Annotated in this window: 19 protein-coding genes; 8 read left to right on the forward strand and 11 right to left on the reverse strand. The window is 70.3% G+C overall.

Features of this window, described 5'->3' with window-relative positions; genetic code table 11:
- Positions 1-13 precede the first annotated feature (13 nt).
- Positions 14-541 carry a CGNR zinc finger domain-containing protein gene (locus tag ACZ5WE_RS34160; protein WP_467689289.1) on the reverse strand — a complete coding sequence of 176 codons (528 nt, stop codon included), beginning with the start codon at positions 539-541 and terminating at the stop codon, positions 14-16.
- 95 nt (positions 542-636) lie between these two features.
- Here ACZ5WE_RS34160 and ACZ5WE_RS34165 point away from each other — a divergent pair, with 95 nt between their 5' ends.
- Complete coding sequence (locus ACZ5WE_RS34165) at positions 637-1,002, forward strand: VOC family protein (RefSeq protein WP_467689287.1); 366 nt, start codon at positions 637-639, stop codon at positions 1,000-1,002.
- Between the two features lie 24 nt (positions 1,003-1,026).
- Entirely contained in the window at positions 1,027-1,431 is a 405-nt protein-coding gene (locus ACZ5WE_RS34170) for a VOC family protein (RefSeq protein ID WP_467689285.1), read from the forward strand.
- A 23-nt stretch (positions 1,432-1,454) separates the two neighbouring features.
- Here ACZ5WE_RS34170 and ACZ5WE_RS34175 read toward each other — a convergent pair whose 3' ends face one another.
- Together ACZ5WE_RS34175 and ACZ5WE_RS34180 are read right to left on the reverse strand one after the other, a co-directional pair.
- Positions 1,455-2,606, reverse strand: a complete 1,152-nt coding sequence (locus ACZ5WE_RS34175) for a dipeptidase (protein ID WP_467689283.1) — start codon at positions 2,604-2,606, stop codon at positions 1,455-1,457.
- A 205-nt stretch (positions 2,607-2,811) separates the two neighbouring features.
- Positions 2,812-4,134 carry an LCP family protein gene (locus ACZ5WE_RS34180; protein ID WP_467689281.1) on the reverse strand — a complete coding sequence of 441 codons (1,323 nt, stop codon included), beginning with the start codon at positions 4,132-4,134 and terminating at the stop codon, positions 2,812-2,814.
- 129 nt (positions 4,135-4,263) lie between these two features.
- Here ACZ5WE_RS34180 and ACZ5WE_RS34185 point away from each other — a divergent pair, with 129 nt between their 5' ends.
- Entirely contained in the window at positions 4,264-4,812 is a 549-nt protein-coding gene (locus ACZ5WE_RS34185; protein WP_467689280.1) for an acyl-CoA thioesterase, read from the forward strand.
- A 150-nt stretch (positions 4,813-4,962) separates the two neighbouring features.
- On the opposite strand, the gene ACZ5WE_RS34190 is transcribed toward ACZ5WE_RS34185, so the two are convergent.
- Positions 4,963-6,447: an LCP family protein gene (locus tag ACZ5WE_RS34190; protein WP_467689278.1), complete on the reverse strand. Its 1,485-nt coding sequence runs from the start codon at positions 6,445-6,447 to the stop codon at positions 4,963-4,965.
- A 166-nt stretch (positions 6,448-6,613) separates the two neighbouring features.
- On the opposite strand from ACZ5WE_RS34190, the gene ACZ5WE_RS34195 reads away from it, so the two are divergent.
- Positions 6,614-7,654, forward strand: a complete 1,041-nt coding sequence (locus ACZ5WE_RS34195; RefSeq protein WP_467689276.1) for a glycosyltransferase family 2 protein — start codon at positions 6,614-6,616, stop codon at positions 7,652-7,654.
- Positions 7,655-7,694: 40 nt separating this feature from the next.
- Here ACZ5WE_RS34195 and ACZ5WE_RS34200 read toward each other — a convergent pair whose 3' ends face one another.
- The 4 genes from ACZ5WE_RS34200 to ACZ5WE_RS34215 form a co-directional block, all read right to left on the reverse strand.
- Entirely contained in the window at positions 7,695-9,350 is a 1,656-nt protein-coding gene (locus ACZ5WE_RS34200; RefSeq protein ID WP_467689274.1) for an LCP family protein, read from the reverse strand.
- 74 nt (positions 9,351-9,424) lie between these two features.
- Positions 9,425-11,155 (reverse strand): LCP family protein, encoded by a 1,731-nt coding sequence (locus ACZ5WE_RS34205; protein ID WP_467689272.1) that lies wholly within the window; start codon positions 11,153-11,155, stop codon positions 9,425-9,427.
- Positions 11,156-11,382: 227 nt separating this feature from the next.
- Positions 11,383-12,672, reverse strand: coding sequence for an LCP family protein (locus ACZ5WE_RS34210; RefSeq protein ID WP_467689270.1), 1,290 nt, complete (start codon positions 12,670-12,672; stop codon positions 11,383-11,385).
- A 155-nt stretch (positions 12,673-12,827) separates the two neighbouring features.
- A complete protein-coding gene (locus tag ACZ5WE_RS34215) occupies positions 12,828-13,583 on the reverse strand; it encodes a TIGR03089 family protein (protein WP_467689269.1) in 756 nt (251 codons plus the stop codon).
- Positions 13,584-13,721: 138 nt separating this feature from the next.
- Here ACZ5WE_RS34215 and ACZ5WE_RS34220 point away from each other — a divergent pair, with 138 nt between their 5' ends.
- The 3 genes from ACZ5WE_RS34220 to ACZ5WE_RS34230 all read left to right on the forward strand — a co-directional run bounded on the left by ACZ5WE_RS34220 (position 13,722) and on the right by ACZ5WE_RS34230 (position 17,487).
- Positions 13,722-15,104: a peptidoglycan recognition protein family protein gene (locus ACZ5WE_RS34220; protein WP_467689267.1), complete on the forward strand. Its 1,383-nt coding sequence runs from the start codon at positions 13,722-13,724 to the stop codon at positions 15,102-15,104.
- Positions 15,105-15,235: 131 nt separating this feature from the next.
- Positions 15,236-16,318: a mannose-1-phosphate guanylyltransferase gene (manB, locus tag ACZ5WE_RS34225; RefSeq protein WP_467689265.1), complete on the forward strand. Its 1,083-nt coding sequence runs from the start codon at positions 15,236-15,238 to the stop codon at positions 16,316-16,318.
- A gap of 152 nt (positions 16,319-16,470) precedes the next feature.
- Positions 16,471-17,487, forward strand: a complete 1,017-nt coding sequence (locus ACZ5WE_RS34230; RefSeq protein WP_467689263.1) for a DNA-3-methyladenine glycosylase family protein — start codon at positions 16,471-16,473, stop codon at positions 17,485-17,487.
- A gap of 224 nt (positions 17,488-17,711) precedes the next feature.
- Here ACZ5WE_RS34230 and ACZ5WE_RS34235 read toward each other — a convergent pair whose 3' ends face one another.
- Genes ACZ5WE_RS34235 through ACZ5WE_RS34245 form a run of 3 tightly spaced genes read right to left on the reverse strand, consistent with a single transcriptional unit; the run spans position 17,712 to position 20,546 of the window.
- Complete coding sequence (locus ACZ5WE_RS34235) at positions 17,712-19,043, reverse strand: coenzyme F420-0:L-glutamate ligase (protein WP_467689261.1); 1,332 nt, start codon at positions 19,041-19,043, stop codon at positions 17,712-17,714.
- A complete protein-coding gene (cofD, locus tag ACZ5WE_RS34240; RefSeq protein WP_467689259.1) occupies positions 19,040-19,996 on the reverse strand; it encodes a 2-phospho-L-lactate transferase in 957 nt (318 codons plus the stop codon). The genes ACZ5WE_RS34235 and cofD overlap by 4 nt, the downstream gene beginning before the upstream one ends.
- A gap of 34 nt (positions 19,997-20,030) precedes the next feature.
- On the reverse strand, positions 20,031-20,546 hold the full coding sequence (locus ACZ5WE_RS34245) for a cysteine dioxygenase (protein ID WP_467689257.1): 516 nt from the start codon (positions 20,544-20,546) through the stop codon (positions 20,031-20,033).
- A gap of 677 nt (positions 20,547-21,223) precedes the next feature.
- Here ACZ5WE_RS34245 and ACZ5WE_RS34250 point away from each other — a divergent pair.
- Positions 21,224-21,487: a WhiB family transcriptional regulator gene (locus ACZ5WE_RS34250; protein WP_016642094.1), complete on the forward strand. Its 264-nt coding sequence runs from the start codon at positions 21,224-21,226 to the stop codon at positions 21,485-21,487.
- Positions 21,488-21,555: the final 68 nt, after the last annotated feature.

The raw sequence follows: 21,555 nt of genomic DNA on the forward strand, positions 1-21,555 counted from the left end.
CGCGGCGCGCGCCCTACCGCCCGCGGCCCCGCGGCGACTTCCGCGCCCGGTACGCCCGCATCTTGGCGCGGGCCCCGCACACCCCCATGTCGCACCACCGGCTCCGCCCGGCAGGGCTCCGGTCGTAGTACGCCCAGTGGCAGTCCGGGGCCTCGCATGCCTTGAGGCGGGACCAGGTGCCCGCGGCCACCGCCTCCGCGATGGCCGCCGCCACCTGTGAGGCGAGCGTGGACGGCTCCGCGGGGACCAGTCCCGCCGAGCCGTCCTCCTCCGAGATCGACACCAACAGTGGTGCCGCAGCGAGGAGTTGACCCAAAGGGGTCGACGGTGCATGCGGCCCGTGCCCCGCATGGGCGAGACACGCCACCCGCAGCGCCTCCCGCAGCTCCCGCGCCGCCGCCACCTCCGCACCGGGGGCGAGCCCGAAGGGCGCGCGCCCTTCCGGCGTCTCCAGCGCGTCCGCGCCCGACTCCAGGTCCAAGGTGTTCACCAGCGCCTGGATCAGCGCGAGACCCCCGGGAGCGGGTGCTCTGTCATTCATGCTTGCGACGTTACCTCTTGTGCGGGAGTATGCAGTAACCGTTACTGGTAGCAGACCGCTTCCAGTAACTCGCCCGCGAACGAGGAGAAGTAGTCATGCCCCTCGCCAAACTCGGTGTCGTCGTACTCGACTGTCCCGACCCCCTCGCACTCGCCACGTTCTACGCGGCCGTCCTCGGCGGCACTCCCAAGGGGGACGGCGACTGGTTCACCCTCGAAGTCCACGGCGGCGTGCCGCTCGCCTTCCAGGAGGTCCCCGGCCACGTACCCCCGCAGTGGCCCGAGGCCGCCCGCTCGCAGCAGTTCCATCTGGACCTCGACGTGGAGCGGGCGCAGCTGGACGCCGTCGAGGCGGAGGTTCTCGCGCTCGGCGCCACCGCGCTCGACGCGGACGACCGCGAGCGGAGCTTTCGCGTGTACGCCGACCCGGCCGGGCACCCGTTCTGCCTCTGCGCCTGCTGAGTCCCGCTGGAGAAAGGAGCGCCCATGGCACCCGTCGGACGCCTGCGCAACGTCGTGCTCGACTGCCAGGACCCCTATCAACTCGCCGAGTTCTACAGACACTTGCTCGGCGGCGAGATCGAGATCGATGCCGAGGAGGAGGACGACTGGGTCACCCTCAACACCCCCGACGGCCTGCGTCTCTGCTTCCAGGAAGCCCCCGGCCACCGCCCGCCCGACTGGCCGCACGCGGACGCCGGATCCCAGCAGATCCATCTCGACCTCGACGTGGGTCCGCGCGTCGAGGACGTCGAGCGTGCCCAGGAACGCGTACTCGCCCTGGGCGCCAAGCCGCTCGACGTGGACGACGACAACGGCGAGCGCGACTTCCGCGTATACGCCGATCCGGCAGGGCATCCCTTCTGCCTCTGCCGGATCGCCGCGGACTGAGGGGGCCGCGGAGGACCAAGTCCTCAGCCGGCCGCCTGCTGCCGCTGTCTCTCCCGCGCCGCCCGTGCCGCGAAGTCCACGCCGCGCAGCACTCGTTGGACATTGCCCCACGTCAGGCGCGCGAGGTCGTCGTCGGACCAGTCGCGTTCGACGAGCTCGGCGAGGAGGTGCGGATAGCGCGAGGTGTCGGCAAGATCTTCCGGGTGCTCGGCCGAGGTGTCGTACATCCCCGAGAGGCCCACGCACTCCGGGCCCGCGAGGCGGCGTACGTGATCGACGTGATCCGCCACCTCGCTGATCGAGGTGCCCGTCTGCTCGGCCGCCAGGGGCACCAGGCACAGGCCCTTGGCGGCGCCGAGCGCGGTGAGCAGGTCGTCCGGCAGGTTCTCCGGGGCGTCCCGCAGCGCGCGGGCTCCCGAGCGGGTGAACAGGACGGGCGCCCTGGAGACGGTGAGCACCCGGTGCGCCGTGGCCTCGGTGGCCCCGGACAGCTCGGCGAGCACCCCGAGCCGGTTCAGCTCGCGCACCACCTCCTCGCCGAACGGGGTGAGACCCTCGGGGCCCGCCCATGACGTACCGGAGAGCGTGAGCGAGCACAGGCCGAGGGCGTGCAGGGCGCGCAGCGTGGCGAGCGATTCGCCGAGCGCCTCGGCGCGCGCCGGGCCGATCAGGGTGGCGATGCGGCCGCAGTGGCGGGCATCGGCCACCTCGGACGCCGTACGGGCCAGACGCAGCCCCTCGGAGTGGCCACCGACGACGTGCTTGACGAGGTCGATCTGCTCAAGGGTCGCGCCGAGGACACGGTCACCGGTGATGGCGGCCGGTACGTGTACGGACCAGAACTGCGCGCCCACGCCGCCCGCCCGCAGCCGGGGCACGTCGGCGTCCACGGCGCTGTCGCCGAGCTCCAGGTCGTACCAGGGCAGTCCGCGCAGCGCCCAGGGCAGTCCGCTGTAGCCGTCGGCGACGGGATGCGCGGCGAGCAGGGAACGGGCGTGCCGCAGTGGGTCCGGCGCGGGCGGTTCCAGCGCCGACGGTTCCGGTGCGGTGGGCTCCGGCGCGGACGGCTCCGGTCCGGGCTCGGATATGGGTGGGGGCTCGGGGGGTCGCTCGGCGGACCGGTCAAGGTCTCCGGCTTCGGCGGTGGTGTCGAATTCGACCTGCAAATCTGCCATGGCGGGGCTCCGGCTTCAGGGAGGGTCCGGTCCACCGTGACACGCCGGAGCCGCGGCTTCTCGGCGGGCGAAGCGTTCGGGGTACGAGGCCGTGACCACGGCACGCGAAGGAGCCCCGCCGATCGACCGGCGGGGCCCCCTCGATGTGCTTTCGACGTGCTTTCGACGTCCTCAGGAGACTGCTTCGTCGTGCTCGCGAAACTGCTCAGCCGCCCGAGACGGTGACCTTCTCGTCGTTGTTCAGCTGCTCCACCATCTGCTTGACCTTGGCCTTGTCCCACAGGAGGTTGCCGCCGGTCGAGCCCGCGAGCGGCATGTTCATGGACTTGCCGTCGCCGCCGGTGACGCCCTTCATCGCCCAGAACATGGACGCCACGTCGAACAGGCCCATGTCCTTGTCGACGACCAGCGTGTCCAGGCCCGCGCCCATCGTGGGGTAGAGCTTGAAGGGGTTCATGACCGTGCCCGGCGTCGCCGCCTGGTTGGCCAGGGCCGCGAGGAACTTCTGCTGGTTCTTCGTACGGTCCAGGTCGCTGCCGGGCAGGGCATAGCGCGTACGGACGAAGGCCAGGGCCTGCTTGCCGTCGAGGGTCTGCTTGCCCGCCTCGAAGTCGGCGCCGGACTTCTCGTCCTTGAAGCCCTTGGGGATGTCCATCTCGACGCCGCCGACCGCGTCCACGATCTTGGCGAAGCCGCCGAAACCGATCTCGGCGTAGTGGTCGATCTTCAGGCCGGTGTTGTACTCGACGGTGCGCACGAGCAGCTCGGGGCCGTCCTCCGCGTACGCCGCGTTCAGCTTCGTCTGGCGGCCCTGGTTCGGGTAGAGCTTGCCGGACTCCGCGCCCTTGAAGGAGGGGATCGTCACGTTCGAGTCGCGGGGCAGGGAGATCATCGTGTTCCCGCCGTCGTCCGCGACGTGCAGGATCATCATCGAGTCCGTGCGCTTGCCGTCGGCGGAGCCCGTGTGGAGGTCCTTCTTGTCCTGGTCGGACATGCCCTCGCGGCTGTCGGAGCCGACGATCAGGTAGTTCGTGCCCGCGCCGCCCTCGGGGCGCTCGATGACCTTGGAGAGGTCGACCTCGCGCTTGAGCTTGGAGTCGGCCCAGAAGTACGTGCCGATCGAGACGGCGAGCAGCACCACGACGAGGGAGATCGAGCCGATCTTGATGCGGCGCCGCCAGTTCGGTGCGGGTCGGGGCGCGCGGGTGCCGTACCCGTCGCCGCCGCCCTGGCCGCCCTGGCCCTGGCCGTTCGGCGAGCCGTAGACCTGTCCGGTGTTGTAGCCGCTGTCGTAGCCGTCCTGGCGGGGGCTGCGGGGCTCGAACATGTCGTCGCGCGCGTCGCCGTACGGCTGGCCGTACCCGTCGTCGTACGACGGCTGCTGCGGGACGCCTCCCTGCTGGCCCGGTCGGGCGGACGGGCCGCCGCGCTGGACATGCCGCATCCTGCGGGCGCCCTCAGGCTGCGCGCTCCCGCTGCCACGGCCGTATCCTCGGCCGTTGCCCTGGTCGTCAGGCCAATCGCTCATGTGGCCCAGTGTGCCGTCTGAGCCCATGCGCCTTACAGGGCAGGCGTGATTTCGGTTCAGGGCTGTTGCAGAGCTGATGCAAAGCGGTCGGGCGCGGCCGGGACATTCGTCAGACTTAAGGTAGAGCCCATGACAGACCTGGCCCCTGGCACGGAATCGGAGATTCCGGGCAAGCCCACCTCGGCGTCCCGCACGACTCTCAGCCACATCATGACCCACAACGACACCAACCTCCTCGGCACGGTGCACGGCGGCGTGATCATGAAACTGGTGGACGACGCCGCGGGGGCGGTCGCGGGACGGCACTCGGGCGGGCCCGCGGTCACCGCGTCCATGGACGAGATGGCCTTCCTCGAGCCGGTACGGGTCGGCGACCTCGTCCATGTGAAGGCGCAGGTGAACTGGACGGGACGCAGCTCCATCGAGGTCGGCGTGCGGGTCCTCGCCGAGCGGTGGAACGAGTCGACGCCCGCGCAGCAGGTCGGGTCGGCCTACCTCGTCTTCGCCGCCGTCGACGCCGACGGCAAGCCGCGGGGCGTGCCGCCGGTGCTTCCGGAGACCGAGCGGGACCGCCGCCGGTATCAGGAGGCGCAGATCCGGCGTACGCACCGTCTCGCGCGGCGCCGGGCCATCAAGGAGCTGCGGCAGGCGCGCGCCGCGGAGGGCCTCGACGACTGAGCGCCGGCGCTGGCGGCCTGCCGATTCCCGGGCGCGGGCGCCCTACGGGCACACGACAGGCTCACGACCGGCGGCTGCCTACGGGCCCACGACGGGTTCATGACCGGCGGCTGCCTACGGGCCCACGACGGGTTCACGACCGGCGGTTGCCTACCGGCACATCACCTGGTCACCGGTCACCGCCCCGAACTCGCCCTGGTAGGCGTCCTCCGCCCGAACCGGCCTGACCTGCCTGAAGTCCTGGCCGGCCAGCACCTTCAGGACCGCGCCCTGCCCCCTCACCGCCCGCATCTGGCAGCCGGGCAGCGCCGTCGCCAGGGACTTCGCCGAGCGGTCCCAGCGCGGGTCGTACGCGACGATCGTGCGCTTCAGCGGCACGCCCGGCACATTGCCCGGAACCCGCGACGTCCTGAACCCGGTGGCCCGCAGTCCGGTGTCGACCCGCTTGCCCAGGCCCGGAACGCCCGTGGCGTTGTCGACCTGCACCCGGATCTGCTGCGGTGACACGTCGACGATGGCCTTGCGCCCCAGGTTGTGCGCGGCGAGAGGGCGGTCGTCGCGCAGCGCCTGGAAGAGCTTCGTGGACCTCACCGGGTCCCACTTCAGCGTCGACCCGATCCCCGGCACCATCACGCCCTTGCTGCGCAGCGGCACGGTGGTGAACTCCGACGACCTCGGCGAGAAGCCGCGCATCGCCCGCCCCAGGGCGAGCATCTCGTTCGTGCCGAATCCCCGGTCGGCCCGGACCGAGCCGAGCAGTGTCCTTGACACGTCGCGGAACTTGAGCGGGTTGAGCAGCACCCCGCTGCTGGTCGCCTTGGAGATCAGCGCCGCGAGGAACCGCTGCTGGCGCTGCATCCGCCCCAGGTCCGACGAGCCGTCGACGTGCCGTGTGCGGACGTACTGCAGTGCCGCGCCGCCGTTCAGCCTGTGCGTGCCGACGGGCAGGTTGAGCCCGGTGTAGGAATCCCTCAGCGGGCGGGTGGTGCAGATCTCGACACCGCCGACCACGTCCACGGTCTTCATGAAGCTGGTGAAGTCGACCTCGAGATAGTGGTCGATCTTGACCTTCGTCATGTTCTCGACGGTCCGTACGGTGAGGTTGGGGCCGCCCTCCGCGTACGCCGCGTTCAGCTTGACCGGGTGCGCCTTGTGCCGGTCGCCGGAGTTCCGGTCGATGTGCTCGGGCATCTCGGCGTAGCTGTCCCGGGGCAGGCTCACGACGCTGGCACGGTTCCGGTCCTCCGAGATGTGCACGATCATGATCGTGTCCGTGCAGTGACACGGCGCCCCGCCGAGTCGGTACTTGTGCTTCTGCTCCTTGGTGATCTTGTCCCGGCCGTCGGTGCCGACGAGCAGGACGTTCATGCCGTTGCCCCCCTTGGGCCGGTTCTTCATGTCCTTGAAGGCGTCGACCCGTGCGATCTCGGTGTCGAGACTGGTGACGACGCCGTGCCCGATCCCGGCCGCCACGAGAACCGTCAAGGAGAACCCCGTCGCCACCCGCATGACCCACCGTGGCCGCCTGCGCTGCTTGACCTGCCGCCCCGCTGGCTGCTGCGCCGGTTGCCTCGCACGAGGCGGACGCATGCCACGCGGGGGCGGGGTGGGGGAGCGGCGGGGCGGTGTGGGCACGTGGGGGGACACCTCCGCGGTGACGGGCGGGCCTGGCCGGACGGGTAGGGGGGGACTCGTGGTGGGCCGGGGAATGCGAGAACCGTAGGCCCATACGATCTGCGACCCGGGGCAGCAGGCCGGGCGGCGCGCGCCCGTGTCCCCCATTCGCGGTAACGTGGCGCCGATGAACGCGACGCCCGACGAGCAGCTTCCTGCCGTATCCGTGATCATGCCGGTGCTCAACGAGGAACGGCATCTGCGTGCTGCCGTCTCCGCGATCCTCGAGCAGGAGTACGACGGTGAGATGGAGGTCGTCGTCGCGCTGGGTCCCTCCACGGACCGCACGAACGAGATCGCCGCCGAGCTGGTCGCCGAGACCGCGGGCAACCGCGCGAAGGTGCAGACCGTCCCGAACCCCACCGGGCGCACGCCCGCGGCCCTGAACGCGGCGATCAAGGCCTCCGGCCACCCGATCGTGGTCCGCGTGGACGGCCACGGCATCCTGTCGCCCGGCTACATCGCGACCGCCGTACGCCTCCTTCAGGAGACCGGCGCGCAGAACGTCGGCGGCATCATGCACGCCGAGGGCGAGAACGACTGGGAGCACGCCGTCGCCGCCGCCATGACGTCGAAGATCGGCGTGGGCAACGCGGCCTTCCACACCGGTGGCGCCGCCCAGCAGGCGGAGACCGTCTACCTCGGCGTCTTCCGCCGCGCGGCCCTCGAACAACAGGGCGGCTACAACGAGGAGTTCATCCGCGCCCAGGACTGGGAGCTGAACTTCCGCATCCGTGAGGCCGGCGGCCTCATCTGGTTCTCGCCCGAGCTGAAGGTGCAGTACCGCCCGCGGCCGAGCGTGAAGGCGCTCGCCAAGCAGTACAAGGACTACGGCCGTTGGCGGCACGTCGTCGCCCGCTACCACGAGGGCTCCATCAACCTGCGTTACCTCGCGCCGCCGACCGCGGTCTGCGCGATGGCGGCAGGCGTCGTCGTGGGCGCCCTGGTCACGCCCTGGGGCTTCGTCGTCCCCGCCGGCTACCTCGCGGCGATCGCGGCGGGCTCACTGCCCGCGGGCAAGGGCCTCCCGCTGAAGGCACGCATCCAGATCCCGGTGGCCCTCGCGACCATGCACATGTCGTGGGGCTGGGGCTTTCTGACCAGCCCGCGCTCCCTCGCCAAGAAGGTCATCGCGTCGCGGCGTCCGGCCGTGCTCAGCGAGGCCTGAGCGCGGCCGACGGGCCCGCGGTGTGCCGCGGGCCCGGGACTCACTGCCAGGTGAACTTCGGGTCCACGTGCATGCACGCCTTCTTGTCCGAGCCGTTGAGCGCCTCGGCCGAGTCCGGTGTCTTGTCGTCCTGCTTCGACTTGGGGGGAGTGTTCCCCTGCCGCCAGTCGGCGCCGACGACCAGGGTGACCCCGGAGACGTCCGTCGACTTCTTCACCGAACTCAGCTTCATGCCGAGGGACTTGGCGACCCGCTGGGCGTCGCCCTCCAGGTCGGCGCTCGGGAACCTGATGACGGTCTTCTCCTGAGCAAGAGCTGTCGCCGTGTCGGCCGCCGCCTTGGTGAAGCCCTTCCCCGCGAGGATCTGCGTCACCGCGCTCGCGCGCCCGCTGACCGGCGGTTCGACATCCGTGCGGGTGCCGTTCTGCACCTGCACGGCGATCTCGCCGTCCGCGGCCGCCGGGTCGTCCGAGACCTTCTCCTTGGCGGGCTTCTTCCTGCCCTTGCCGTCCAGGGGGATGTCGTCGCGTACGAGGCGGAAGAGCTGCTCGGCGTCGCCCGGCTTGGGGATGACGCGTGCGCCCACGTACTCGTAGGGCATGGTCGTCATCGTGGTCCGCTCCGGCGAGACCTTCTTGAGCTCGTTGCTGAGGTCGTAGAGCTTCTTCACGGTGCCGAGGCCGTCGTCGACCTTGAGCGCGCTGGTGGCCGTCTCGGCGAGCCTGCGCAGCTTGTTGGGGCTGCTCAGGTTGGCGTTGGTCCGCAGCTCGCGCACCAGCGAATTCATGTACATGTGCTGGGCCTTGGCGCGGCTGATGTCGGTGCCGCCGTCGAAGCCGTAGCGGGTGCGCAGCCACTGCAGGGCCTGCTCGCCCTTGACGGCGGTGGTGCCCTTCTTCAGTTTCAGGCCGGAGCCGTGGCCCTGGTTGTCGCGCGAGTGGATGTTGGCGTCCACGCAGACCGGCACGCCGCCGATCGCGTCGGCCATGGAGACCACACCCGCGAAGTCCACCTCCATGAAGTGGTTGATGTGGATGTTGGTGAGCTTCTCCCAGGTGGCGACCGTGCAGCCGGGGCCGCCCCGGCCGAGCGTCTGGTTCGTCATCGTCCGCTGCGTCGACGCCTCGTAGACCTTGCCGTCGTCCGGGTCGGTGCACTTGGGGATGGAGAGGAGCGTGTCGCGCGGCATGCTGATGACCGACATGTTCGTGCGGTCGGCCGACAGGTGCAGCAGCATCTGGACGTCGGCGAGCGGTGTGCCGCCGAAGGTCTCCTTGGCGCCGCCGAGCTTCTGGTTCTCCTTGGAGTCCCGCGCGTCCGAACCGATCAGCAGGATGTTCAGCGGGGTCTGGCCGGCCGCGTTCGGCGTGGGCTCCGGGGCCCGGTGCTCGCCGAGGTTCAGGTCGTCCGTCTCCAGGTTGTTGTTCAGGTGCCGGTACCAGAGGTATCCGGCGCCGGCCGTGCCAAGTATCAGTACCGACAGGATCGTTGCCGACCAGCGGAGTATCCGCCGTCTCGGACGCGGCGCCCGGCCGCTACCACCGCCACCCCCACCGCCCTCGCGACCACGCCTGCGGCGCCCGCCGCTCGCCGAGGGCTCCCCTCCCTCGTGCGGCGGGCCTCCTTCCAGGCCATGACCACTGGCGTGCGGGGCGCGTTCTCGCGCCCCCTCCCCACGCACGCTGCTTCTCCCCATCCCCTGCCCCTCCCCGCGCTACCCCGAATTACGGCCATCCTGCGCCTGGTGAGACGCAGAATGGCCGCTTCAGGTCACTTGGCGCACACAGTCTTGTCCGCTTCGACCTTCTGAATGCCCTCAGGGGCCTTCGACGGGGTACTGATCGGCACCCCGGCCCCCTTGAAGTCACTGCCGAGTGTCAGCTTGATGGCGGGAAGGCCCTGCGAGTTCTTCTCGCTCTTGCCGGGCTTCATCGCGGAGCCGGAGAGCCCCATGACATCGGCGAGCCGCCGGGCCTGGTCGGCCTGGTCGGGGGCGTACTCCAGCGTCGTCTTCTTGAGGTCGGACGGCGCGTTGCCGAGCTGACTGGCTTTGGACATGCCCTCAGTGTTCTGCAAGTACGTGAGAGTTGCCTGAGCGGCGCCGGTCTTCCCGCTGCCGTTGTAGATGTTGACCCGTACCTCGGAGGCGTCGGACTTGCTGCCCTTGAGGCGGGCGGCGACCGCCGCCTTCTCCTTCTTCTCCTTCTTCTTCACCGCGGTCAGCGACTCGTCGGCGCGCATCATGGAGAAGAGCTGGTCGGCCTTGGTCCTGTCCGGGACAACCGTCGTGTGGACCTTCTCCGCCGGGTTGTCGATCACGGGCACGGTCGCGAAGCTGAGGTTCTTCATGTCGAGCTTGCCGAGCTCCATGCCCAGGTCACGGAGTTTCATTATGTCCGCGATCGTGGAGTCGACGGTGAGCGCCTCGGTGCCCGCCTCGGCGAGATCTATCATCTTCTTCGGGTTCGTCAGCGTGTCGTTCGACTTGAGCTTGCGCATCAGCGAGCTGAGGAACTGCTGCTGAAGCTCGATCCGGCTCAAGTCGCCGCCGGTGCCCACGGAGTGCCGCGTCCGGACGAACGCCAGCGCCTCCTCGCCCTCGATCGTGTGCTTGCCCTTGGGCAGCTTCAGGTGCGAGTCCGGGTCGTCGATGTCCTTGGCGAGACAGACGTCCACGCCGCCGACCGCGCTGGAGAGCGTCTTCACGGCGTTGAAGTCGGCCACCATGAAGTGGTCCATCTTTATGCCGGTGATCTCGGTGACCGTACGCATGGTGCAGCTGGGCGTGCGGTCGCTCTGCCCGAGGCTCTCGTTGAACCGGGCGTCCTGCGTGCCGGGGATGACCTTCTCGCTGCCGTCCTCCTGCTTCGTCGGGCAGTCCGGAATGTCCGTGATCATGTCGCGCGGGATGCTCAACGCGGTGGCGTTCGTGCGGTCCTTGGAGACGTGCAGCAGGATCGTCGTGTCGGCGTGACCGACGCTTCCCTTGTCGCCGTACTTCTCGTTGCCCTCGCCGCTGCGCTTGTCCGTGCCCATCACCAGGATGTTGATGGCGCGGTCCTTGCTGAAGCCGCCGGTACCGGCGCCGTCGGCGTCGACCGAGGTGATGTTGTCGTTGAGGTGCTGGTAGTAGAGATACGCACCCGCGGAGGCCGCGACGACGACGAAGGCGAGCGTGCCGCCCGCCCACGTCAGGATCTTTTTGCTCCGGGACTTCCTCGGCTTCTGCTTGCGCCGCCCGCCCGCCGCCTCCGGCTGGGGATTGCGGCGTCTGCGCTGAGGCGGGACCTCGCGCTGTTCATCACGGGGCTCGTCGCGTCGACCATCGCGGCCGCGCGTTCCCTGGCGTGGCGTGGACCTCGGCGATCTGCGAGGTCCGGGCACTGCCGACTGCCCTGCGGAAGGGCTCAGTCGCAGTTCGTAATCGCCGGTGTTCGGGTTGAGCACCCACTGGTCTGCGGGATCGATGTTCTCCGCCCGCCCACGGCCTTGCGCGTCCACGGTTAGCTGCGTCCTCCGTCGGGGCCACGCGGCGCCTTTCCCCCCTCAAGACAAGGCGCTCGGTCAGTCGTCCAGCGGTGCGCGGCCACGAAGGGGCGGCGCACCGGATCGCTCACACTATCCGCCCAGTTCAGCGTCGAACGACGCCGGTGACAAATTCCACTCCCCTACAACTGGGCAATCCGCCCTATTTCTTTGTGCAGGCGGTCTTGCGCTTGAGGATGGCTTTACTCGCAGGCCGTTCCGGCGGCCGTGTTGCCGCGGAAAGTGGGAGCCGGGCTCGGCGTGTGAGAAGGGTCGTCCGGCTTCTCGTCGCTTCCGTAGTCCTCTTCGTAGTCCTCGGAGTCCTCGTAGCCTTCCGCCTGCTCGTTGCGGTGGGCGGTTTCGGGCTCCTTGCGCGTCACTTGAAGGGGTGCGTCCGTTCGGAGTCGGGTGAAGAGTTCGTCCGCCGCGGGCTCGACGAGTTCATCGCGATTGGCGTCGTAGACATACGACCGCCGGGGCACCGTGAGGAACTGCACCTGTTCTGTGGGGATGTTGCGCATGCCGCGCACCAGTTCGTACAAACCACGCAAATTCGCAAGTGCCGGGTCCGTGGTCAGCGAAGAAGTGGCCGCGTCGAGAACCGGATAGAGCTTCGCCGGATTGAGCAGGACGTCATTGCTCTGCACCTTGTTGACGAGCGCGGCGAGGAACTGCTGCTGGCGGTCCATCCGCTCGGTGTCGCTGCCGTTGCCGATGCTCTTGCGGGCCCGCACATAGCCGAGCGCCTGCTCGCCGTTGAGGGTGTGCCGGCCCGCGGGAAGCCGTAGACGCGCGTCCTTGTCGTTGATCGGCTTCTTCAGGCAGACCTCTACGCCGTCGACCGCCTCGACCATGTCCTTGAACCCGGCGAAGTCCACGACCATGTGGTGGTCGACGCGGATCTTCGTCATCTTCTCGACCGTACGGATGGTGCAGGCCGTCCCGCCGAACTGGAACGCCCAGTTGAACTGGGCGAACTGGGCCCGCGTCCGCGAACCGTCGCTCCTGCGGCAGCTGGGGATGTCCACCATCACGTCCCGCGGGATCGACACCGCGGTCGCGCTGTGCCGGTCAGCCGCGAGGTGCAGCAGGATCGTGGTGTCCGAGCGCTGGGTGCCGGGGTCGCGGCCGTACTTCTTGTTGCCCCGGCCCGCCCGGGTGTCGGAGCCGACGAGCAGGATGTTCTGCGCGCCGTTCACCAGCGCCGTCGGCCGCTCCTTCTCGTAGCGCGCCAGCTCCGCCGCGGCGTCGGTGTCCTTGGTGATGTTGCCGTCGAGCTTGTTGTAGACCGCCCATCCGGCGCCCCCCGCCACCAGGACGAGCCCGGCGGCGCCCATGGCCGTCCAGCGCAGCCAGCGCCGCCTGCGCCGCGCAACGCCGACGCCCGTGGGGCTGGAGCCCGCGCCGGGTGCGTACGTGGCCGGCGGCTCAGGCTGGGCGTCGTCCGGACCTGAGTGCTCCGGTCCGGCGGGCGTGCCTGCGGTGTCGGACACGTGTACGGCCACCCCTCATAGCGACGTCGGTGCATGGTGCGCTCTTACGACCATGGACCGGCGTGACGCCGGGGGCCTGCGGGCCAGGGGCTCGTGTGGGCCGTACGGGGGACTGTCGGGGGCTGCCGGGGCTGCCGGGGCTGCCGGGGGAGACGCTACTTGGCGGTGGTGGTGACGCGTTCGTCCTCGACGCGCTTGTCGAGCCCACCGTCGGCGAGCTGGTCGAGGTGGCGACAGAGCACCACGGAGCCGCCGGCCGCCAGCGGGGCGTACAGACCGGAGCTCAGACCCTCCCACGTCTCGTACGGCAGCCCTGAAAGGAGCCGGGAGCCGGGCGTGAGCCCCAGCCCGGAGGCGTCGTCGCGGGCCCGCTCCACCAGCTCCGCACCCGTCAGCTCACCGGCCCCGGCGACCGCGAGGGCGGGCTCCTCCGGATCCACGGGAGCGTACGGAGCGAAGCGGTCGCCCTGGCTCGGCACCTCGACCGCGTAGTCCATGAAGCCCTCGGGGGTCTGCGGGAAGCGCCCTCCGAGGGGCCGCAGCGCGAGCGCGACCCGCTCCCCGGAGCAGGCACGCGCCGCGTCCAGCGCATCGGGCCCGCTGACGACGAGGTCGGCGCCGGCCGGGTCGCCGCCCACGTCCGCGACGACGCCGACGGACGAACAGGCGAGCAGCCAGACCGCCGTCTGCCAGTGCGCGGGCAGCAGCAGGGCGAGCCGGTCACCGGGCTCGGCGGCGAGATCGCCCTGGAGCAGATTGGCGGTCTTGGCCACCCAATTGGCGAAGGTGGCCACGGACAATTCGACGCGCTCGCCGGTGGCGTCGTCGTAGAAGGTGATGAGCGGGCGGCCCGGGTCCGCGGCGAGCGCGGATCGCAGCAGGTCGGCAGGGGTGCGGTCGGTGGCGTTCACGGGCGCAAGGGTACGCGCGTGCCGCGTTGCCCCGGGGCGTGACGGGGGAGCGCGGGCCACCGGTTCGGCGGACACGAACCGACGGTCCGTCAATTCCCCAATGGACAGAATTGTCCCGCTATGCCAACTATCAGTCGTATGCGTGGATTTCTAGCTTCCTCGATCGGCGTCACGTGCGCGGCCGCCCTGGCCCTTCCCCTCACCCTGCCGTCGTCCGGTGCCCGCGCCGCGACTCCGGCCCCTCAGTCGCCTGCCGGGCCTTTGGTGGAATCGGTGCCCGGCAGCACGCAGTCACTCCCGCTCTCTCCACTCGGCTCCGACCGTTCGCCCGGCGGCGTGGCCGGTGAACAGGGCCTGCTCCAGCGAGAGGTCCGCCCCTTCTCCCTCGTAGGCGTCATCTGGGACGACCCGGACGACGAACTGAACGGCAGCGTCCAGGTCCGCACGCGAGCGAGCGGCACCAGCACCTGGTCCGGCTGGCAGCCCGTGGAGACCCACAACCACGAGCACGCCGCCGACCCGGACGACCCGGAGCGGGCCTCGGGCAGGGTCCGCGGCTCCACGGCACCCCTGTGGGTCGGTAACTCGGACGGCGTCGAGATCCGCGTACGGGGCGAGGTGGCGCAGCACCGCAAGGAGCACCGCGGCTCCGCGGAGTCCCCCACGGAGCAGGCCCTTCCGGAGGGCCTGCGGCTCGAACTCGTCGACCCCGGAGCCGAGCCCCCGCCGCAGGGTTCCGCGCCCGAAGGTCCCAGGTCCCCGGCCCTGACCGCCGAGGCCGCCGCGTCCTCCGCGGTCAACGCCGACCTCGCCCCGATGGGTGCCGACGCCATCCCGGAGCTCAGCAAGGAGGAGACGGAGTCCGACCTCGTCGAGGCCCGCGGCGGTCCGGAGGACGCCGGGAAGGTCAAGCCCTACATCGGCCCCCGGCCGCGCATCATCACGCGCAAGGGCTGGGGCGCGGACGAGAAGATCCGCGAGAAGAACTTCGGCTACACGAAGACCGTGAAGGCCGCCTTCGTGCACCACAGCGCGTCCGGCAACAACTACCGCTGCTCACAGGCGCCCTCCCTGCTGCGCAGCATCTACCGCTTCCACGTCAAGAGCAGCGGCTGGCGTGACATCGGCTACAACTTCGCGGTCGACAAGTGCGGAAACATCTACGAAGGACGTGCCGGAGGTGTGGCCAAGCCCGTCCTCGGGGCCCACACTCTCGGTTTCAACAGCAACACCACGGGGGTCGCCGTCCTCGGCAGCTTCGGCTCCACCAACCCGCCCTCCGCCGCCGTGAGCGCCATCGCCCGGCTGACGGCATGGAAGCTCGGCCTGCACGGCGCGAACCCGAGCGGAAAGACATATCTGAGGTCCGGTGGAGGAAATCTGTACAAGAAAGGCAGCAACGTCCGGCTCAACGTGATCTCCGGGCACCGTGACGGATTCGCCACGGAGTGCCCCGGTCTTCGCCTGTACAAGAAGCTGGGCAAGGCCCGTTCCGACTCGGCCCGTCACCAGGGCCGCTGAGGCCCGGTCCGGTACCACGAGGCACACCGTACGACCCGCACAGCGCACTGCACGATCTGCAAAGCCATCTGCATACACTGGCCGGCCGCGACTCAAGTTCGGCCGGCCCCAGCAGGAAGCAGAGACGACAGGTGACAGAAGCGATCCTCCTGGTCGGCGGCAAGGGAACACGGCTGCGTCCGCTCACGGTGCACACCCCCAAACCGATGGTTCCGGCGGCGGGCGTCCCGTTCCTCACCCACCAGCTGGCGCGGGCCCGCGCGGCAGGCGTGGAGCACATCGTCCTGGCGACCTCCTACCTCGCCGAGGTCTTCGAGCCGTACTTCGGGGACGGCTCGGCGCTCGGTCTCCACATCGAGTACGTCACGGAGACCGAGCCCCTCGGCACGGGCGGCGCGATCCGCAACGTGGCATCGCGCCTGCGCTCAGGACCCGACGAGCCGGTCCTGATCTTCAACGGCGACATCCTCACCGGCCTGGACATCCGCGCCCTGGTCACGACACACGAGGAGTCGGGAGCGGACGTCTCTTTGCACCTCACGAAGGTCGACGACCCTCGCGCGTACGGCCTCGTGCCGACCGACGGGACGGGGCGGGTGCAGGCCTTCCTGGAGAAGCCGCAGACCCCCGAGGAAATCGTCACCGACCAGATCAACGCGGGCGCGTACGTGTTCCGCCGCTCGGTCATCGACACGATCCCGGCAGGACGCCCGGTCTCCGTCGAACGCGAGACCTTCCCCGACCTGCTCGCCTCCGGAGCCCACCTCCAGGGCATGGTCGACTCGACGTACTGGCTGGACCTGGGCACGCCCCAGGCCTTCGTACGCGGCTCCGCCGACCTGGTCCTCGGCCGCGCCCCGTCCCCCGCGATCCCCGGCCGCTGCGGCGACCGCCTGGTCCTGCCGACCGCCACGGTCGCCCCCGACGCGAAGCTCACCGGCGGCACGGTGGTCGGCGAGCATGCGGTGATCGGCGAGGGCGCGCGGGTGGACGGCAGCACGGTCCTCGCGGGCGCGGTCATCGAACCGAACGCGATCGTCACGGACTCGCTCATCGGCGCCGGCGCGAGGGTGGGCGCACGCACGGTCCTTGCGGGCGCGGTGATCGGCGACGGCGCGGACGTCGGCGCCGACAACGAACTGCGCGAAGGCGTACGGGTGTGGTGCGGGGCGGGGTTGCCGGCGGGGTCGGTCAGGTTCTCGTCGGACCAGTGATCATCAGCCCGTCCGGCGTTTGAGGACGAACGCGGCGGAGCCGGTGATGCGGTAAGCAGGCTCCTGCGCCGGAGCAGCCCGCGGCGGAGCCGCAAATGTCACAGCTGGGAAGGGGCGGGGTAGGGGACAAAAAAGCCCCTACCCTCATACAGATGTCATCCCGCTTCGCCCCCCGCTCCACCCCCGCCCCCACCCGCACCACGGTGCGCGGCGGCGAAACGGTCGTGCCCCAGAGCGTTCCGCGCCGCCCGACGGCAGGGCAGACCCGCACCTGGACCCCGCCCTACCCCTTGAATCTGGGCCTGACGGTGGGCCCCCTGCGAAGGGGCCCCGCGGACCCCACGTTCCGCGTGACCCCCGACGGCTCGGCCTGGCGGGCGAGCCGCACCCCCGAGGGCCCCGGCACGCTCCGGGCAGCCCTGCGCGGCGACACGGTGGAAGCGGAGGCATGGGGTCCAGGAGCCGCCTGGCTCCTGGACCAACTCCCGGACCTCCTCGGCGAGTCGGATACCCCGGAGGACTTCACCCCCCGCCACCGCCTGCTCGCGGCGACAGCGCACCGCAGGCCGGGCCTCCGCCTGATCCGCACGGGCCTGGTCCTGGAGTCCTTGATCCCGTCGATCCTGGAACAGAAGGTCACGACGGACGAGGCGTACCGCGCGTGGCGCCTCCTGGTCCGCAAGTACGGCGAACCGGCTCCCGGCCAGGCCCCCGCCCAGCTGCGCATGCACGTGATGCCGGACCCGAGGACCTGGGCCCTGATCCCGTCCTGGGAGTGGCACAAGGCGGGCGTGGACAACAAGCGCGCTTCGACGATCCTGCGGGCGGCACGGGTCGCCGCCCGCCTGGAGGAGGCGGCGGCGATGGAACCCCTCAAGGCCCAGGCCCGCCTGGAACTGATCCCGGGCATCGGCCCGTGGACGTCGGCGGAGACGGTCCAGCGCAGCAACGGCGCCCCGGACGCGGTCACGGTGGGCGACCTGCACCTGCCGGGCATCGTCGGCTACGCGCTGGCACGCGACCGCACGGCGGACGACGAGGAGATGCTGCGCCTCCTGGCCCCCTACGAGGGCCAACGCCACCGAGCGGCCCGCCTGATCCTCCTGAGCGGCCACACACCGGCCCGCAGAAAACCAAAGATGCCAAAGACGGACATCGCCCTGCTCTGAGCAAGGCCCCGTAAGCGGGCACGGGAGCGGCGCAGGCCGGGCCCCGTAAGGGGCGCGGGGAACGGCGCGAGCAGCCACGACGAGGTCGCGGTTGTTTCGGGGGTGCGGGTGCGGCGCAGGCCGGGCCCCGTAAGGGGCGCGGGGAACGGCGCGACGAGCCCCCACGGACCCGCAGTCGAAGGCGGAGCTCACAGCCGCCGCTCCCCCCAACGCCCAGGGGCGAGTCACAGCACCCGTACGAAGTCCCCCGCATCCCGCACAGCCCGAGCCGCAGGCTCAACCGCCGCATGACCCACAGCCACAGCCCCCATCGGGTCCCACGACCGCGGAAGCCCGAGAACGTCCCGTACGACATCCCGGCAGAACATCGTCGACGAGACCCACGCGGACCCAAGACGCTCACCGGCGAGCGCGACAAGGAAGTTCTGCACCCCGGCCCCGGCCGCGACCACGAACATCTCCCGCTCGGCCACGTCCCGCCGCTCGTCCCCGTACGTGTGAGAGCCGTCCATGACGAGGCAGGGCACCACCAGATAGGGCGCCCTGCGCAGCACATCCCCCCGCCGCACCCGCTTGGCAACGGACTCCGGAGACTTCCCGTCCCCCTCGAGGTCCGCGACCCACGCGTCCCGCATCGCGTCGAGCAGCCGCACCCGCGAGTCCTCGGACTCGAGCAGGACGAACCGCCACGGCGTGGTGTGATGCGGCGCGGGCGCGGTCACCGCGGCCGCCACCGCACGCCGCACCGCCCCGGGGTCCACCGGCTCGTCCGTGAACTCCCGCACGGTCCGCCGCTGCGTCACCGCTTCCCGCACGGCCTCGGACGTCCCGAGCCGGAACATGTCGTCACGGGAGTCGCGCACCATGACCCGGGCCCCTGCATCAGACCCACCGCTCTCCCCGACGACGTGCGGAAGCCCGCGGACCACCGCGACCGGCAGCCCTCCGGCCTTCCCCTTGACCAGATCGCCCGCGGCGGCCAGCTCGTCCGCGGTGGCGACGACCGTCGCGCTCAGCGGATTGCCGTACGCGTCGAACCCGCCCCGCAGGTCGTCGAGGACCCGCACGCCGGCCGCCCCGATGGCGACGTCCGTCAGGCCGTTGCGCCAGGGACGCCCGAAGGTGTCCGTGACCACCACGCCGACGTCCACGCCCAAGGCGTCCCGCAGCCCCTCCCGCACCGCGCGCGCCGAGGCGTCGGCGTCCTCGGGCAGCAACAGCACGGTCCCTGCAGGCGTGTTGGAGGCGTCGACACCGGCCGCGGCCATCACCAGACCCTGGCGGTTCTCGACGATGCGCAGGGTCCCGCGCCGCGCCACGACCCGCACGGTCTCGGAGTCGATGGCCGCCTCGCGGTCGCTCGCCTCGACGATCCGCCCCTCCGCCTTGCTGACGATCTTCGAGGTGACAAGGAGGACGTCCCCGTCGACGAGCCCCGGCTCCGCCGCGGCGATCAGCTTGGCGAGGTCGTCCCCTTGCCGCACCTCGGGCAGGCCGGGCACGGCCCACACCCGAAACGACGGCGGAGCCCCGGCGCCGGCTTCCAGGGAGCTCACGCCCGCACCTCCTCCGCGAGGGCGAGCGCCGCACGCGCCATCTCGGCGGTCGCGTCGATGCCACTCATCATCAGCGGGATCGCCCGGCACTGGACGCCCGCCGACTCGACCCGCTCCACGACTCCGGCGTCCACGGTGTCGACGAGCCATCCGTCGAGCAGCCCGCTCCCGTAGTGCTCTGCGACCGCGGCGGCCGTCGACTCCACGCCCACCGCGGCGAGCACCTTGTCGGCCATGCCTCGCACGGGCGCGTCCCCGACGATGGGGGAGAGCCCGACGACGGGCACGCCCGCGTCGGCGATGGCCTCGCGGATCCCCGGCACGGCCAGGATCGTCCCGACGCTCACCACGGGGTTGGACGGCGGGAAGAGCACGACGTCCGCGTCGGCGATCGCCTCCAGGACGCCGGGCGCGGGCTTCGCCTGGTCCGCCCCGACCGGCACGACGGCGTGCGCGTCCACGGACGCCCGAAGGCGTACCCAGTACTCCTGGAAGTGCACGGCCTTCTGCTCGCCGTCGACCGTGACGGCGACATGCGTCTCGACGCGGTCGTCCGACATCGGGATGAGCCGCACACCGGGCTGCCACCGCTCGCACAGGGCTTCCGTCACCGCGCTGAGCGGGAATCCGGCGGCCATCATCTGCGTCCGCACGATGTGCGTGGCGAAGTCCCGGTCGCCGAGCCCGAACCACTCGGGCCCGACGCCGTACGCCGCGAGCTCTTCCTTGACCTTGAACGTCTCGTCCGTACGTCCCCAGCCCTGGTTCTCGTTGATGCCGCCGCCGAGGGTGTACATCACGGTGTCGAGGTCGGGGCAGACCTTGAGCCCGAACAGGTGGATGTCGTCACCGGTGTTGCCGATGACGGTGATGTCCGCGTCAGGCGCGGCTTTCTTGAGCCCGCGGAGGAAACGGGCGCCGCCGATACCGCCGGCCAGGACCACAATGCGCATGGGGCCAAGCATGTCAGGCAGGTACGACAACGCGTCAGGCGGTTACGACATCTCCGGCCGCCGCGGCGGTGGCCCGCTCGCCGCACCGCGCCGCGTGCATCGGCATCTCGGTCAGGCCGGGGTAGTAGATGTGCAGGCTGACGGCCGGTTCCAGGGCGTCGTTGACGACGTCGTGGACGTACCCGGGCGCGAACACGCGTTGGGCCCCGGCGCCGAGCGCGCGCTGTCCGCGCTCCGTACGCTCCGTCAGTTCGCCCTCCAGGACCGTGAGTACGCCGGAGGAACGGCCGTGGTCGTGCCGTCCGCTGCCCTGTCCCGGTACCCAGGAGAGCAGCCACACCTCGTATCCCGGCCCTGTGCGCAGGCGGTGGTACCAGCGGCTTGTCGCGTCGTATGCGACGAGGTGGGCCCACTGCGCGCGGTCGGCCGCGATGGTGCGGGCCAGGCCGACGAACTCGGCCACGGTGGCCGGGTGCTCGCGAGCGGGCTGCAGGAGGTGCGGGACTTCGAGGATGTCGCCGGCGATCTGGAGGTCGCTGTCGCTGTTCATGGTGCGGTGGTTCCTCAACGTGAGTGCTGGGGTGTCGCGAGGGAGGGGTGAAGCGATGGAGCAGAGGTGGCTCGGGCGATGAAGCGCCGGAGCGGGCTCAACAGCTGGAAGCGGGAAGGCTCAACAGCTGGAGCAGGAACAGCGACAGCGCGCGTGGACAGCACCGAGGAGCCCGCTGGTGCGGGTCGTCGAGAGTGCCAATTTTGCGAGCATGCCCACTAGAACAGCGGCTCACACCTTCCCTGTCAACTCTATGTCCGCTATGCGAGATATGTTTCACCTCATCCGGTTGTTCTCCGCGGTGAAAGGTTTGTGCACCGGGCGCACCGGACACATGGCGCATCAACCGGCGCGTAAACCCCGGCGTGCTCCCGTGACCCGAATGTGATCCCCTTCGCTTCGGTGGACCGGTCGCAACGGGATCGATCTCCGCGGCGTCCTTCCCTGGTGAAGGCGGTCGCGGGGTGCCTCGGGATGGGCCACAGGCAAGTGTCATGGTTTATGCCGATTTGAACACTTTCCGCATTACCTTGGTTCCGCAGGGTGAATAAGGGGCCCAATAGCAGATCTCGGCTTGACTGGCCCGGATCGGCACACTTGTAATTTCACTCGTGTCGTTCAGCCGAAATCGGTAACGGCAAGCACCACGGGGACGCACAGACAGACGAGGGGCGCACATGACCGAGCTGGTTCAGGAACTGCTGGTCGAGGACGCGGACGAGGAACTCGGCTGGCAGGAGCGCGCGCTGTGCGCCCAGACCGATCCCGAGTCCTTCTTCCCCGAGAAGGGCGGCTCGACGCGAGAGGCCAAGAAGGTCTGTCTCGCGTGTGAGGTTCGCTCGGAATGCCTTGAGTACGCACTGGCGAACGACGAGCGGTTCGGTATCTGGGGCGGCCTTTCGGAGCGGGAACGCCGCCGTCTGAAGAAGGCCGCCGTCTGAACACCGGCTGGTTCGCCCGACCAAACGCCACACACCCCTACGTAAGGAACAGCCCGTCGCCCGTGGGA

It is taken from the genome of Streptomyces sp. NPDC033180 (genome assembly GCF_055577645.1).